General features: G+C 72.5%; 14 protein-coding genes. 4 read left to right on the top strand and 10 right to left on the bottom strand.

What is annotated here, in order from left to right; genetic code table 11:
* Positions 1-54: 54 nt before the first annotated feature.
* The gene (locus BMW85_RS46395; RefSeq protein ID WP_091094152.1) at positions 55-1,491 is read right to left on the bottom strand and encodes a sialidase family protein; all 1,437 of its coding nucleotides are present in this window, start codon (positions 1,489-1,491) and stop codon (positions 55-57) included.
* Between the two features lie 449 nt (positions 1,492-1,940).
* Here BMW85_RS46395 and BMW85_RS46400 point away from each other — a divergent pair, with 449 nt between their 5' ends.
* The gene (locus tag BMW85_RS46400; protein ID WP_091094153.1) at positions 1,941-2,672 is read left to right on the top strand and encodes an alpha/beta fold hydrolase; all 732 of its coding nucleotides are present in this window, start codon (positions 1,941-1,943) and stop codon (positions 2,670-2,672) included.
* 56 nt (positions 2,673-2,728) lie between these two features.
* Here BMW85_RS46400 and BMW85_RS46405 read toward each other — a convergent pair whose 3' ends face one another.
* The 3 genes from BMW85_RS46405 to BMW85_RS46415 form a co-directional block, all read right to left on the bottom strand.
* Positions 2,729-3,601 carry a phosphotransferase family protein gene (locus BMW85_RS46405; protein WP_091094154.1) on the bottom strand — a complete coding sequence of 291 codons (873 nt, stop codon included), beginning with the start codon at positions 3,599-3,601 and terminating at the stop codon, positions 2,729-2,731.
* 91 nt (positions 3,602-3,692) lie between these two features.
* Positions 3,693-4,673: an adenosine deaminase gene (gene add, locus BMW85_RS46410; protein WP_091094155.1), complete on the bottom strand. Its 981-nt coding sequence runs from the start codon at positions 4,671-4,673 to the stop codon at positions 3,693-3,695.
* The gene (locus BMW85_RS46415; RefSeq protein ID WP_091094224.1) at positions 4,670-5,641 is read right to left on the bottom strand and encodes a nucleoside hydrolase; all 972 of its coding nucleotides are present in this window, start codon (positions 5,639-5,641) and stop codon (positions 4,670-4,672) included. Before BMW85_RS46415 ends, add begins: the two co-directional genes overlap by 4 nt.
* A 74-nt stretch (positions 5,642-5,715) precedes the next feature.
* On the opposite strand from BMW85_RS46415, the gene BMW85_RS46420 reads away from it, so the two are divergent.
* Complete coding sequence (locus tag BMW85_RS46420; RefSeq protein WP_091094156.1) at positions 5,716-6,708, top strand: LacI family DNA-binding transcriptional regulator; 993 nt, start codon at positions 5,716-5,718, stop codon at positions 6,706-6,708.
* Positions 6,709-6,774: 66 nt separating this feature from the next.
* Here the strand turns inward: BMW85_RS46420 and BMW85_RS46425 are convergent, their stop codons facing one another.
* The 3 genes from BMW85_RS46425 to BMW85_RS46435 form a co-directional block, all read right to left on the bottom strand.
* Positions 6,775-7,770, bottom strand: a complete 996-nt coding sequence (locus BMW85_RS46425) for an SPFH domain-containing protein (protein ID WP_091094157.1) — start codon at positions 7,768-7,770, stop codon at positions 6,775-6,777.
* Positions 7,760-8,104: a hypothetical protein gene (locus BMW85_RS46430; RefSeq protein WP_091094158.1), complete on the bottom strand. Its 345-nt coding sequence runs from the start codon at positions 8,102-8,104 to the stop codon at positions 7,760-7,762. Before BMW85_RS46430 ends, BMW85_RS46425 begins: the two co-directional genes overlap by 11 nt.
* Positions 8,105-8,217: 113 nt before the next feature.
* Positions 8,218-9,036 (bottom strand): GNAT family N-acetyltransferase, encoded by an 819-nt coding sequence (locus tag BMW85_RS46435; protein WP_143082650.1) that lies wholly within the window; start codon positions 9,034-9,036, stop codon positions 8,218-8,220.
* A gap of 156 nt (positions 9,037-9,192) precedes the next feature.
* Here BMW85_RS46435 and BMW85_RS46440 point away from each other — a divergent pair, with 156 nt between their 5' ends.
* Complete coding sequence (locus BMW85_RS46440) at positions 9,193-10,377, top strand: DUF2786 domain-containing protein (protein WP_091094160.1); 1,185 nt, start codon at positions 9,193-9,195, stop codon at positions 10,375-10,377.
* 66 nt (positions 10,378-10,443) lie between these two features.
* On the opposite strand, the gene BMW85_RS46445 is transcribed toward BMW85_RS46440, so the two are convergent.
* On the bottom strand, positions 10,444-11,085 hold the full coding sequence (locus BMW85_RS46445) for a TetR/AcrR family transcriptional regulator (RefSeq protein WP_091094161.1): 642 nt from the start codon (positions 11,083-11,085) through the stop codon (positions 10,444-10,446).
* An 88-nt stretch (positions 11,086-11,173) separates the two neighbouring features.
* Between BMW85_RS46445 and BMW85_RS46450 the strand changes: the two genes are divergently transcribed.
* Positions 11,174-11,539, top strand: coding sequence for an SgcJ/EcaC family oxidoreductase (locus BMW85_RS46450; RefSeq protein WP_091094162.1), 366 nt, complete (start codon positions 11,174-11,176; stop codon positions 11,537-11,539).
* 77 nt (positions 11,540-11,616) lie between these two features.
* Here BMW85_RS46450 and BMW85_RS46455 read toward each other — a convergent pair whose 3' ends face one another.
* The gene (locus BMW85_RS46455; protein WP_091094163.1) at positions 11,617-12,333 is read right to left on the bottom strand and encodes a TSUP family transporter; all 717 of its coding nucleotides are present in this window, start codon (positions 12,331-12,333) and stop codon (positions 11,617-11,619) included.
* Complete coding sequence (locus BMW85_RS46460; RefSeq protein ID WP_177241250.1) at positions 12,330-13,691, bottom strand: MFS transporter; 1,362 nt, start codon at positions 13,689-13,691, stop codon at positions 12,330-12,332. The genes BMW85_RS46455 and BMW85_RS46460 overlap by 4 nt, the downstream gene beginning before the upstream one ends.

Genomic DNA, 13,691 nt, shown 5'->3' on the forward strand with positions numbered 1-13,691 from the left:
TCGTCGGCGCGCCACGGGGTTCCGGGTGCTGACCGGAACCCCGTCACCGGACGCTCAGCGGGTGAAGATCGCGCTGTGCAGGTCCACCGGGTTCGCGGCGTCGCCGGTGGTCACGCCGTACACGGCCGTGAAGACGTCGCCGGACGAGACCAGGCCGGTGTAGTCGCCGAGCAGGCGTCCCACGCTGGTCAGCGGGACCTTGCGCGCGTCGAACGGGCCCTCCAGGTGCTGCTCGCGCCACGAGCCGCCCTGCGCGCAGTTGCTCGCGCAGGTCACGGCCCACACATCGGTGGGCAGGCCCGCGGCCGGGGTGTTGTTGCGGAAGTCGTAGTACGTGACCGCGACGGTGCCCGTCCTGGACACGGCGACGGCCGGTACGGCGGCCGAACCCGTGGGCGTCCTGTCCACGCGCGCCGGGCTGGACCAGGTCTGCCCGCCGTCCGCCGATCGCGAGTAGGCCACGTGGAAGGTGCCGTCGGCGTCCTGGCTCGGCCAGACGAGGTGGACCGTCCGGGTGCCCGGCTGGGCCGCCAGCAGCGGCAGGGCGGCATTACGGAGAGGGTCGCCCGAGTTGTCCGGGTCGGGGATGCGGGGGCCGACCGCCATCGGGGCCGGGACGTTCAGGGTCGGCGCCGACCAGGTCCGGCCGCCGTCGGTGGAGCGGATGACCTGGGTGAAGCCCTCGTCGGTCGTCTCGTGATGCATGCCGATCAGCAGCGTGCCGTCCGGGAGCGCGACCAGCTGGGTGCCGATGACGCCGCTGTTGGCCGGCACGTCGAACACCTTGCTCGTGGTCCACGTACGCCCGTCGTCGGTCGACTTCGCCAGGTAGACCGGCTGGACCCAGTCCGGCGCCGTATCGGTCGACTGGTCGTCGATGCGGTCCCACACCGCGTACACGACGCCGGGCCGGTAGGGGTCGGCGGTCACCGACGGGCGGTCGTTGAAGAAACGCACGTTGTCGTCGCGCTGCAGGGTGACCGGCGCGCCCCAGGTGCGGCCGCCGTCAGCGGACCGGGACACCAGGATGGCGGTCACGTCGCCGGCCCGCGACATCGACAACGACGCGGCGATCGCCGCGCCGGAGGGGGTGACCGTGACCCAGTGGTCCGTCGTCACCTCGTAGTCGCCGCCGTTGGCGGGCGTGCCGCCGTTGCAGCGGGAGAAGGCGGGCAGGTTGGTGGAGGTCTTCCAGGTCAGGCCGTGGTCCTCCGACACCGCGGCGAGCGCGCCGTTGCTGCCGTAGCGGTTCCAGCGGTCCTGCTGGAACACCGTGACCAGGCGCTGCGGCCGCTTCGGGTCCACCGCGAGCGACGGCAGGACCTCGGTGTTCGGGTTGAGGACGTAGCCGTCGGCCGGGGGGCCGCCACAGTCGGCGGGCAGCGGGCTGACGCCCGAAACCGGCCGCACGACGGCCGCCTTGCTGCTCGCGTCATCGGCGGCGGCGGGCTGCGCGATGACGGTGGTGAGGAGGACGGCCGTTGCGGTCAACAATGCTCTGGGGCGTCGGATCACGTGCTTGTTCCTCGATTTCGTCGGCGGTCGCGGGGAACGCCGGCGCCTTTCGGCGGCGGCATTCCTGACGCGTCGGCAAATGCCGCAGAGGACATTACAACGACAAGATCACCTATGTCTGGGCATTGGCCACAAACGCCCAGATAGACCGCATGACCTGCATGTTCCTGTCGCCGCGCCACCGACAAGGCCCTCAACTGACGAGGCCGGAGTGTGGTCAGACCGTGCGTCTCCGTGACGCGCGCGGCCGCCCGCGCGCCATTTCTCCGGCAGCAGGCGCATCTCACCGGAAGCCTTCACATGCGTGCCGCGTTCGCCCCCGGTGGTCCCTCTCCAGCGGTGTCACTCCCCCACGGTTCGATCGCTCCAGTCGCTGAAAGAAGCGGCACCTGTCCGGCTTCGTCAGCAGTGGGAGGATGAGGGGCATGTATGTCCGTGAGGCCGGTAACGCACATGCTCCTCCCATCCTGCTGCTGCACGGCGGCGGCGTCGCGGGATGGATGTGGCGTCCGACGCTGGAGCGGCTCGCGACGAAGGCCCGAGTGATCGTTCCCGACCTTCCCGGCCACGGCCGCAGCGCCGAGGAAGCGTATCGATCACACGAGACGACCGCCGGGGCCCTGGCCAGGGTCCTGGAGGAACGCGCGCCGCACGGCGCGATGGTCGCCGGGTTCTCGTTGGGCGCACAGCTCACGATCCTCCTCGCCGCGGCCCGGCCCGATCTCGTCACGAGCGCCGTCGTCGTGAGCGCGCAGGCGAAGCCGCTCCGGTTCCCCCGGGCCACCCTCGGGCTCCTGGCCGCGACCGCACCGCTCGCCCGGCAACGGTGGTTCGCGAAGCTCCAGGCGAAGCAGCTGTTCATCCCCGACGAGCTCCTGGCCGACTACGTTCGCGACAGCGCTCGCACCAGCCGTGAGACGCTGCTCGCCGGGGTCGGCGAGAACATCCGCTTCACCCTCCCCGCTGGCTGGGCCGACTTCAAGAACCCGGCGCTGGTGATGGTGGGCGAGCGCGAGCGGAAGCTCATGCACGCCTCCGCACGCCACATCCACGACTCCCTCCCGGGCAGCCGGATGATCTCCGTACCGCGATGCGGCCACGGCATCCCCCTGCAGCGCCCGGACCTGTTCGCCCAGACCCTGGCCGACAGGATGTGAACGTCCTGGGCTCGACGGGATTCCGCCACTTCGAGGAGCGTGCGTCGCTGCTCAGGTCACCGCTCACGGAGGTGGACGCCGCCTTGGACGGCATGTTCCTCCAACCAGGAGATCACGGAACGGACGAGACCGTCGACGTGCGGCACGGGTTCGCCGGTGAACACCGCATGAAGGTGCCCGACCCCGACCGCGTCGTTCCAGGCCCGGGCGCGTCGGTAGGTCTCCTCGTCGGTGGCCGCGCGGAGGACGTCCCAGCCATGCCAGGTCGCGACGAGTGCGGCGTCGATCGCCGGGTCGGACAGGATCGCCAGGTCCCAGTCGAGGACGCCGGTGAGCTTGCCGTCCGCGCCGAAGTGGACGTTGCTGCCGCCGAGGTCGCCGTGGACGAGCCTGGCCGGGACCTCCTCGAGCGCCAGCAGTGTGTCCAGGTGTCGCCGGACTCCGTCACGCCACTTCGCCGGCAGGCGCGGCATGATCTCGTCGTTCAGGATGTCGGCCCAGCCCAAGCCGTCGGCGTACCGGCGCGGCGTGTGGAGAACGGCCTCGAGCTCAGGCGAGATCTCAACCTCGCGCAGTGCCGCCAGCAGCGGGCCGAACGCCGCCGGGTCCCCGACGCCTTCCGGCAGGCCCTCGCCGTCGATCCACGAGATCGCGACGGCCGCGCGTCCCCCGAACGCGGTCACCGCGGTCAGCGGCTCCGGCACGGCGAAAGGCAGGCCGGCCGCCGCGACGGCCCGGAGAACTTCGACCCGGCGCGGCAGGTCGGCGGCGGCACTGGGGCGCTTGCTGATGCGTACGGCGGCGACGCCGGGGAACAGCACGACGTGGTGCATGTTCCCGTGCTCGGCAAGGCGTGCGGAGCCGAGAGCAGCGTCGGGGACCAGCGCTTCGGCGATTTCCAGGAGGTCGGCGGGGACTGGTCGGGGCATCCCGCTATTTTGGCGGACGTTCCCATTCGGTGCGGCGATCCCTCCCGCGAGCAGGTGCGGGCCGTCACGCCGCCGCCCGTCCAGCGGGACGTCATCGAGGGCCGGCGGCCGGATCCTGTGGTGCCTGTGGTGGGGACGCGGCGGCGAAGGCCGCGCCGGCCGCGTGAACCTGGGCGAGTTCGTCCTGTTCGCTTCTCCAGGCGGTCGCCTCGCGCAGGCGCGCGAACTCCTGGCGCACCGTGGTCGCCGAGGTGGTGCGCGCGTCGGTGCTGATGGTGACCTTCAGTCCCTGGTCCATGAGCCGGGAGGCGGGGTGCGCCGCCCACGTGGCGACCGCGCCCGTCTGGACGTTGCTGGTCGGGCACATCTCCAGGGCGATGCCGTCGCGCCGTAGCCGTTCGAGCAGCGCCTGGTCGTCCGCGCACCGGACGCCGTGGCCGATCCTGCGGGCGCCGAGCACGTCGATCGCCTCCCAGACGCTACCGGGGCCGGCGGCCTCGCCCGCGTGGACGGTGACCGGAAGCCCGGCCTGGTGGGCGAGGTCGAAGGCGGGACGGTGCGCCTGCGCGCCATGCAGGCGCTCGTCGCCGGCGAGGTCGAGCCCGGCCACCTGGTCACGGTGCCGCAACGCCGTCTCGGCGACGGCGAGGCTCTCCTCGGGCGTCTGGTGCCGCAGGCAGCACAGCAGCAATCCGGTACGGACACCTGTTGCTTGCCGTCCCGCCGCCAGCCCTGCGGCGACCGCCTGGACGGCCTCGTCCTGGCTCATGTCGTGGCGGGTGTGCAACTGCGGGGCGAAGCGGACCTCGCCGTGGACGACGCCGTCGGCATGCCAGTCCTCGACCAGTTCCTGTGCCGCGCGGTGCAGCGCGTCGGGGGTCTGCAGCACCTGGAGCGGCAGGTCGATGTAGGGCAGGTAGCGGGTCAGGCTGCCGCAGTCGGCAGGGGCGGTGACCAGGCGTTCGACGGGCCCGTCGAGGTCGAGTCCCTGGCGGCGGGCCAGGTCGGCGACCGTGCCGGGCCGTACCGACCCGTCGAGGTGGCAGTGCAGTTCGTAGCGTGCGGGGCTCATCGGCGGCCGTCCTGGTGGGGTGTGGCGTTCGGGGTGGCAAGGGTCTGGAAGAGCAGGTGCTTGAAGCCGGTCTCGTCGACGCGGCGTACCAGCGTCACGTTGGGCGCGGGGGCGGTGCGGCGGCGGTCGATGATCAGCTGGCCGCGCGTCTCGTCGCCGAGGGCGATGCCGGCGTGCACCTGTTCCTGGTGCACGATCAGGCCGGGCCGTAAGGCCACCGCCATGGCGACGGGGTCGGGCAGGTCGTAGCCGGGCAGGCCGGTGACGTCGCGGGCCCATGCGGCGACGGTCCGGTTGACGCGGTGGGCGAAGATCGCCGCGGGGGTGCCGAGCTGTTGCAGACGCTGCTGGTCCGCGGGGGTCATGACGGCGTCGGTGCGGGACACGTCCCAGCCGATCCAGGTCACCCTGTCCGGCGTGGCCGCCCGCAGCACCACCTGCGCGGCCTCCGGATCGGCCCAGACGTTGTACTCGGCGGTGGCGGAGATGTTGCCGCGCATGTCGGCGGCTCCGGCCATGCAGTACACGTGCCGGTAGCGGGTGAACAGGTCGCGGTCGCGCAGCAGCGCCGCGGCGACGTTGGTGAGCGGGCCCAAGGTGACCAGGGTGAGCTCGCCGGGGTGCCGGCGCGGGCAGGACAGCAGGACGTCGACCGCGTGCCCCGCCTCGGGCGCCCGGGACGGCTCGGGCAGGCCGAGATCGCCCATCCCGTCCTGTCCGTGCACCTGCTGGGCGGTGGAGTGCGGGCGGGTCATCGGGCGTTCGCAGCCGGGATGGACGGGAATGTCGGGGCGTCCGGCCACCTCCAGGGAGATGAGCGCGTTGCGGGTGCCCATCTCGACGGGGACGTTGCCTGCGACCGTGGTCACGGCGCGCAGGTCGCCCAGGTCGCCGGCGGCGGCCAGCAGCAGCGCCACGGCGTCGTCGGAGGCGGTGTCGGTGTCGACGACCAGGGGAAGAGCCGGCACGATCAACCTCATCTAATCGTTTAGAGTGCTGTGCGCGCCTATCTAACCGATTAGATGCGAGAATGTAAACCGCTATGGCACCACGCGCAGACAAGCCGACGATCACCATGGCCGACGTGGCCCGCAGAGCGGGCACCTCGACCGCGGTCGTGAGCTACGTGATGAACGACGGCCCGCGAGCCGTCGCCGCCGCCACGCGCGAGCGCGTCCTGGCCGCGGCGGCCGAACTCGGCTACCGCCCCAACCGCATCGCCCGGGCGCTGCGCTCCCGTACGACCGGGGTGGTCGGCCTGATCCTGGCCGACTCGCCCAACCCCTACTTCGGCGACCTCGCCCGGCACGTCGAGCGGGCACTGGACGAGCGCGACCGGCTCGTGCTGATCGGCAACGCCGGCTACTCCGCCGAGCGCCAGCGGCGGCTCGTGGACCGGTTCCTGGCCGCCCAGGTCGACGCGCTCGTGATCGTCTCCGCCGACGGCGGCGAGGACGTGACCCCTCAGGCCGAGGCGGCCGGCGTCCCCATCGTCTATGTGCATCACGGCCCGGACGGCGGCCGCGCGCCCCTGGTGGAGGCCGACAACCAGCACGCCGCGCAGGAAGCGGTCGAGCATCTGCGCGGGCACGGTCACGCGCGCATCGCCTTCCTGTCCGGTACGCACGACGGGGGCCCCGTCGGCCGGCGCCGGGCCGCGTGGCAGGCCCTCGCCGGTGACGATCCCGACGCCCTGCTCCTGCGCTGCGCCTACACCCGCGCCGACGCCGACGTGCTGATCCGCCGCCTCGCCGACGACGACGCCGTGCCGCGCGCGCTGATCACCGCCACCGACGAGCAGGCCATCGGAATCCTGTCCGGGGCCTGGGCCAGCGGGATCGCCGTCCCGGACGAGCTCGCCCTCATCAGCCTCGACGGCACCCCCGAAAGCGCTCACACGGCCCCGGCGCTGACGGTCACCCGGCAGCCGTTGCGCGCGATGGCCGAGCACGCCGTCGAGCTCGTGTTCGACCCCGCCTTCCACGCGCCCGCCGCGCGGGCCCCGCTCGTCGTCCGGCGCAGCTGCGGCTGCTGAGATCCCCCATCATTGATCAACGACACCTCCGACCTCGCCGGCGAACGGAGGGCGGGCCTGCCGAGGTCAGTGGTCGTCTTCCGGCTGGGCGCGCTCGGCGGCCGTCTCCCGCAGCACCCGCTCCAGAAGCTCCCGGGCCGCGCCCAGGGGGATGGTCTCCAGCAGTGACCTGACGTCGGCGCCGCTGACGTACTCCGGAACGTGCAGCGCGCCCAGGCCCTCCAGGAGCTTCCGGGCGGCGGCGGCCTCGAGCAAGTCGATCTTGTTCTGCAGGACGAGGTACTCCAGCCGCAGGCCGTCGTCCGGGCCGGCCGTGGTGTCCATGAGCCGGATTTCCTCGTCCGCCACGATGGCGAGCGCCCTGCCCTCGATCTCGGCGGCGGCGATCTGTCGGAGCGCGTTCACGACGGCCGGGTCGCCGGGGTCGGCCGCGCCCATGACGACCGCCTGCAGCCGCACCCCCCGCGCGGCCAGCGCCTCGGTGAGGGTCGCGGTCAGGTCGGCGCGAAGACGCTCGTACCCGATCAGGAACTCCTCCAGGGTGCCGTTCTCCACGAAACGGGCCCGCACCACCGGGTCGAGCACCCGTTCGACGAACCGCTGAACCGGCGTGTCGTCACCGAAGTCGCCGACGAGCGTGGGTGCCGTCTCCTCGGGGATCCGCAGGACCACCGCCAGCTCGATGCGGAGACGGAATCCCTGTACGACGACGACCAGGGGTTCCAGTGCCGCGTCGTAGTCGCCGGGACCGTGGTCGTCGGCCCATCGGAGGGACAGGTCGCGAGCGGGGATCAGCACCACCTCGGCCGGGTCCAGCGGGTAGGTGCTCCCCCCGGGCAGCGCGTCGGGGAGCACACCATCGGAGGCGACCACCACGCCGGTCATGCCGATGGGCACCGTGACGTCGGGCGGTTCGGGGTCCCGGCGGGCCAGCGCGCCGAGCAGACGCCGCCCGAAGGAGCCCTCGGCCGCCGGACGCGCCTGAGCGGGAGGCGCGCCGGCATCGTCCAGGCGGGCCAGTGCGGCCAGCAACCGTCGCCCGAAGGAAGACTCAGCTCGCATCGGCCGGTGCCTCCCGCTGGGCGATGGCCTGCGGTTCGGCCTCGGCCGCGAGGGTGGCGAGGCGGGCGAACTTCTCCACCACCAGCGGAGCGGCGACGCCGAGCCCGAGCGCGCCGAACGCCCCGGTCACCTGCCCGCTGGCCGCTGCCGCCGCCGCGAGCACCGCCCCCACTCCCGCCCGGATCGCCACCGACGTCCAGTAGGCCGCCCTGCCCTGCGGGATCGGCCGCCGCCACGACCACTTGCGCGCCCGCCTGATCCGCGCGTGCAGCTCCAGAGCCTCCACGCACAGCCCACCCGCCAGGCCCCAGAAGGCCGCCCACAACACGAGCATGAGCTGACCGTAGACCTGAACCCGGGCCTGCGTTAAGTGGTACCGGCGCCGCGGCTCCTGGCGAGCTGTCGGCGCGGCCGCTTCGCGCGGGCGGCGGGCGGTCTGAAGGCCGGTCAGCCCATCGAGATGAGGATGGGCGCGACGTAGCGCCCACGGTCGCCCGGGTGGCGGTGGGCGCCATAGACCATCGTCGGCAGGGGCGCGGGTCCCTCCGTGGGCCCCAGCTTGGTGAGCCACGGGCGCAGCCCCGGGTAGGCGTCCAGCAGGTCGATCCGCACGTCGCGGTCGGAGCCGTGGGCGGCGGCCAGGATCAGCTCGCGGGCCGCCTCCTCCGAGGGTGCGACGACGGGGCCGATGACGCGGTGAGGGCCGGCGTTCCAGGCCACGGCGAAGCCGCCGTCGGTGACGACCGTGCGCTCGGCCGTGGCCAGCAGCGCGGTCAGCGCCTTGCTCCGGTCGGCGCCGGTGACCTCGGCGTCCAGGTCGAGGAGCGCGGCATGGTCCTCCGGTGTCGCCTCGCGAACGCCGGACGAGTACGCCGCTCCCTCCATCGGGCCCATGGTGATCGTCAGGCTGCCCGCGGGCCGGAAGCCCAGCCGCTCGTAGACGGGGCGCCCGAACCGGGTCGCGGTCAGCTCCACGACGCGGTCCCCGGCGACTCGCAGGGCGTGCTCCATCAGCCGCGTACCGAGCCCCTGCCTGCCGTACCTGCCGGCGACCAGCATCATGCCGACGGCGGCCAGCGAGTCGCCGTAGCGGGTCACCACCACGCACCCGGCCAGGCCGTCGCCGTCGGCCGCGTCGATGGCGTAGACCTCGCCCACCTCGAACATCAGCCGCCACTTGGCCTCGTCGGTGGACCACTCGCGATCGCTTTCGAGCCGCTGGCACAGGGGCAGTTCGGCTGGACCGAGAAGTCGAATATCAGTCACGGGCTAGAACCTACTCCGTCGGCCACTCCGGCCCACCCGCGCTCAGAACGACTGCGCGGGTTTCGGAACGACGCCACAGCCGGGGCGGGTCAGGACCTTGCCGCCGTCCGTCACGGTAAAGTTCTGGCGGACCTTCTTCAAGGGTGGACGGCACGTGTGAGCAAGGCTGATGAGCTGATCGGCGCGGCGGTGGAGGCGCTGGCCCGTGAGGATGAGGCGGCCTTCGACTCCGCCGCCGCCTTCCTGGCCGACCGGGACGACGCCGATCGCGTGCTGGTGGAGATCGTGGCCCGTACCATCTCGGGGTTGTGGCGCAACGGCTGGCAGCCGGCCGACGTGGTCAGGATCGCGGCCAGGCGGCTGAGCGACTGGCACGGGCGGGTGGCGGCCGACCTCGTCGCCTGGGAGATGCGGGCCTACGCGCCGGCCACGGTGGATGAGCGCTGGCGTGACCAGCTCGCCGGCCTGGAGGCCGCGGTGTGGTGGAAGGGCGGCTACCTGACGGCGCGGCAGGCGCGCGACCGGGCCGGCCGGCTGGTGACCATCTCCGGGGTGCTGCAACTGCTGGGGTTGCTGACCGGGCTGCCCCGGCTGGAGTCGTTGAGCCCGCCGCCCGGGGCGGCTCGCCGTACGGTCCAGGCACGCTCGCACACCGTCAGCGAGAAGACGTTGGCGCGGGTGCGGGCGCTGCTCGCCAAGGCGGAGTCGACGACGTACGAGGCCGAGGCGGAGACGTTCACGTCGGCGGCGCAGAGCCTGATGGCGAAGTACAGCATCGACGCGGCGATGCTGGACGCGCAGCCAGGCGGGGGTGAGGCTCCGGCGGGCATCCGGGTCGGCATCGACGCGCCGTACGAGCAGCCCAAGGCCGTGCTGCTCAACCTCATCGCCGAGGCCAACAGGTGCCGGGTGATCTGGTCGCAGGAGCTGGGGTTCGCCACCGTGCTGGGGTTCCGGGCGGACCTGTCCTGGGTGGAGATGCTGTTCACCTCGCTGCTGGTGCAGGCGCAGACCACGCTGGTGAACTCAGGCACCAAGAAGCACGGCACCGGCCGGTCGAGGAACAAGGCGTTCCGTCAGTCGTTCCTGTCGGCGTTCGCCTCCAGGATCGGGGAGCGGCTCGCCGAGGCCACGGCGGACGCGGTCGCGCAGGAGAGCGCCAGCCGCGGCACCGACCTGGTGCCGGTACTGGCGGCCCGCGAGCAGGAGGTGGAGCAGGCGGTCGAGCGCATGTTCCCGAACCTGGTCTCGCACGCGATCCGTACGTCGTGGGACCGGGAGGGCTGGGCGGCGGGCCGTACCGCCGCCGACCAGGCCAGCCTCGGGACGCGAGACCGATAGCGACGCCTCGTGAACCTCGGCTGCTCGGCGCCCGGACGGAGGTGGCACGCCGGGTGTCCGGTCCATCTACTCGCTTGACCAGCGGCCGGTGAAGAGCTCCTCGCCCGGCGGAGAACCGGGCAACGGGCCATGTCCCGGCCGCAACCCGTCGAGCGCTATCGCGATCAGCCGTCGGCGAGCCTCGGCGGCGGCGGGCAGCAGATCGCCCCTGCCCTGCTTGCGAAGCTGATCGACCACCGGGGAACGGCCGAACTGCTCGATGAGCAGCGAGATGTCGACCGCGGTCACGTCCCTGCGGAGTACGCCGGCCTGGTGCGCTCGCCGTACCAGCTCGTCGAGCAGTTCGTCGCCGCGGCGGGCTTTGGCGCTCATCTCCTGGGTCACCTCGATGGTGCCGGCGACGGGCGCCAGCGTGCCCTGCCCGAACGCGACGCAGCTGTGGATGAAAGCCGTCAGTCCTGCCCACGGGTCGGAGTCGGCCAGGCCCTGCTCGGCCGCTTCGTTCCAGTGGTCGAGGGAGAGCAGGCTGAGTCGCTGGAACAGCTCTTCCTTGGTCTTGTAACGACGGTAGAGGCTGCCGATGCCGACGCCCGCCCGGGTCGCGATGGCGGCGACGGACGCGTGCGCGCCGTCTTCGGCGAGCACGTCGCGGGCGGCCTGGAGCAACGTGCGGTCGTTGCGTTCGGCGATGTCTTTGCGTGTGGTCATCGCCACACACTCTAGCAGTTGCGGAGCGATTCGCTCCGGCATAGTCTCACAGCGGAGCGAATCGCTCCGCGAATGAAGGAGATGCGACATGAACCCCGATATCGAGGCGATCGAGCAGGTCGTCCGCGACGCCGAAGATCTGCAGAACGACGTGGCCGGTTTCACGGGCCTGCTGACCGATGAGGTGGCCCTGGTCAATTTCACCGGGATCCGGCTGCGCGGCCGCGACCAGGTCAGGGAGGTCATGGCCAAGGCGGTGCGCACCCCGCTCAAGGACGTGCTGACCAAGAACGAGCTTCTCGACGTCACCTTCCTGCGACCGGACGTCGCGCTGGCCAGCCTGATCAAGCACGTCAACGACGGTCGTACGGGAGCGCTGACATTCGTGCTGGTCAAGGACGACGGCACCTGGCGGATCGCGCTGGCCCAGACCACCCCGGTGGTGACGTCATGAGCGTGGCCCGGTCATCGGCGCCACCGCGCGTCACCTGCTGAGCCGTGGCCGGCAGGCCGGTCATCGCGTGCAGGAGGTCAGAATGCTCCGACCGTCAGCGCGACGCCGCCCAGCAGTGACGCGCCCAGGACGGCGCTCCGCAGCGCCGCGACCGGCAGCCGGGTCGCCAGCAGCATCCCGGAGGCCGTGCCGGCGGCCAGCGCCGCGAGCTCAGGCGCTCCGGGCAGCACGATGCCGAGCGTCAGGGCCGTCGCGGTGTTGTGCAGGATGAAGAAGGCGTGCAGATTGCCCCGCGTGGTCGCCGGTTGCCAGCCCGCGTTGGCCGCGTACAAACCGATCGGCGGGCCGCCGACCCCGCCGACCACGTTGAGCAGCGCGCTGGCGGCGCCGACGGCCACGGCTCCCTCCGGACGGCGCAGCCGGCTCCAGCGCACCCCACTGGCCAGGACGCACACGGCGATGATCACACCGGCGCCCGCGGCCAGCGCAAGCCAGCGGGTGTCCACCCCGCGCAGCGCCAGCGCGGCCAGTGGAGTGCACACCAGCGCGGGCACCAGCAGCCGGGCCACCTCGCCCGGCCGGGCGTGGCGGCCGTCGCGCAGCAGCGGCACGACAGAGGAGAGCACGGCGAGCACCACCGTCGCGGCCACCCCGTCGCGCGGGCCCAGATGGAGCACCATCACCGGCGCCGCCAGCAGCGAGAAGCCCATGCCGGTGGCGGCCTGCGCGAGCGCACCGAGCAGCACACCGGCGAGCGCCAGCAGGTGCTCGACGGTGAGGAGATCCGAGGTCATGGGCCTGCCGGCCCGTCGAGGGCGTAACGGCGCTGGAACCACACGGCCGTCGCCATCAGCACGGCGGGCACCACGGTGAAGCCCGCGAGCAGCGCGGTGAGGGCGGAGTCCGGCTGCGCCACCCCGTGCCCATCGGCCGTGGACACGAACCCGCCGACGGCCAGGACGGCGGAGTACAGGTAGGGGCCGACGGCGGTGCCCGTCGCCTCGGTCGCGGTCCACACCCCGGTGTAGGCGCCCGCGCGGGCGGTGCCGCGCGCCTCGGCGGCGGCGACAGCGTCCGGGACCATCGAGAAGGCGAACAGCTGCAGCCCGGCGAAGGCGATGCCGAGCGCCACGACCACGGCGACGGTCGCCGCGACCCCGAGCAGCTCGCCCAGCAGCAGCACGAGGGATCCGACGATGAACACGACCTGCGACAGCAGCAGCCCGCGCTGCTTGCCGATGCGCCGTGACACCCGCAGCCACACGGGCCCGGCGACCACGGCCGGGCCGAGGAAGGCGCCCATGAACACGGCGGTGAGCCCGCCGTCCGCGAAGACGTACTCGGTGTAGAAGGGCAGCGCGGCGAGGAAGAGGTGGGTGGTGGTGCCGGTGAACAGGTAGGACAGCACCAGTGCCCGGAAGTCGTGGTCACGCCACGCGATCCGGATGTCGCCGAGGGCGGTGTGCGTGCGCCCGTCGGGGAGGCGGAAGCCGCAGTTGTCGACGAGCCGCCGTACGCCCGCCAGGGCGACGAGGCACGACACGACCATGGCGCCGGCGAGCAGCAGGGCCATCCGGGAGTAGTCGCCGCGACCGCCCGAAGCCACCAGGGCGGGCGCCGCGACGCCGGCGCCGAGCAGCCCCAACGTCAGGAAGAGCATCCGGAACATGAAGACACGGGTGCGCTCGTGGTAGCCGACCCGCAGGTCTGACGGCGTCGTCAGGTACGGCACCTGGAAGCAGGCGAAGAGCAGGTTCCCGGCGATGAACCAGCCGCCGACCCACAGCGCGGCGCCCGGCCCGGACAGCCCGGCCGGGACCGAGAACATCGCGGCCATGGCCACACCCAGCAGCAGGCCCCAGCGGAGCAGGCCGCGCCGGTGCCCGCTGCGGCGCGCCTGCCGGTCGGACAGCGTGCCGAGCAGCGGATGCACGACCACGTCGACGATCTTCGGCAGGAGCAGGGTGAGGCCGGCCAGGAACGGCGAGACACCGAGCGTGTGGGTGAGGAAGTAGAGCAGGAGCAGCCCCGGGACGGTGACCCACACGCCCATCCCGATCGAGCCGGTCGAGTACGTCACGAGGTCGGCGGCCCGCGCGCGAGGCGCCGGCGCCGGCTCCGCGGCGGGTCGGGGAGCCGGCGTGCCCGGCAT

Origin of the sequence: Nonomuraea wenchangensis, from assembly GCF_900111685.1 — a bacterium.
GTDB lineage: Bacteria > Actinomycetota > Actinomycetes > Streptosporangiales > Streptosporangiaceae > Nonomuraea > Nonomuraea wenchangensis.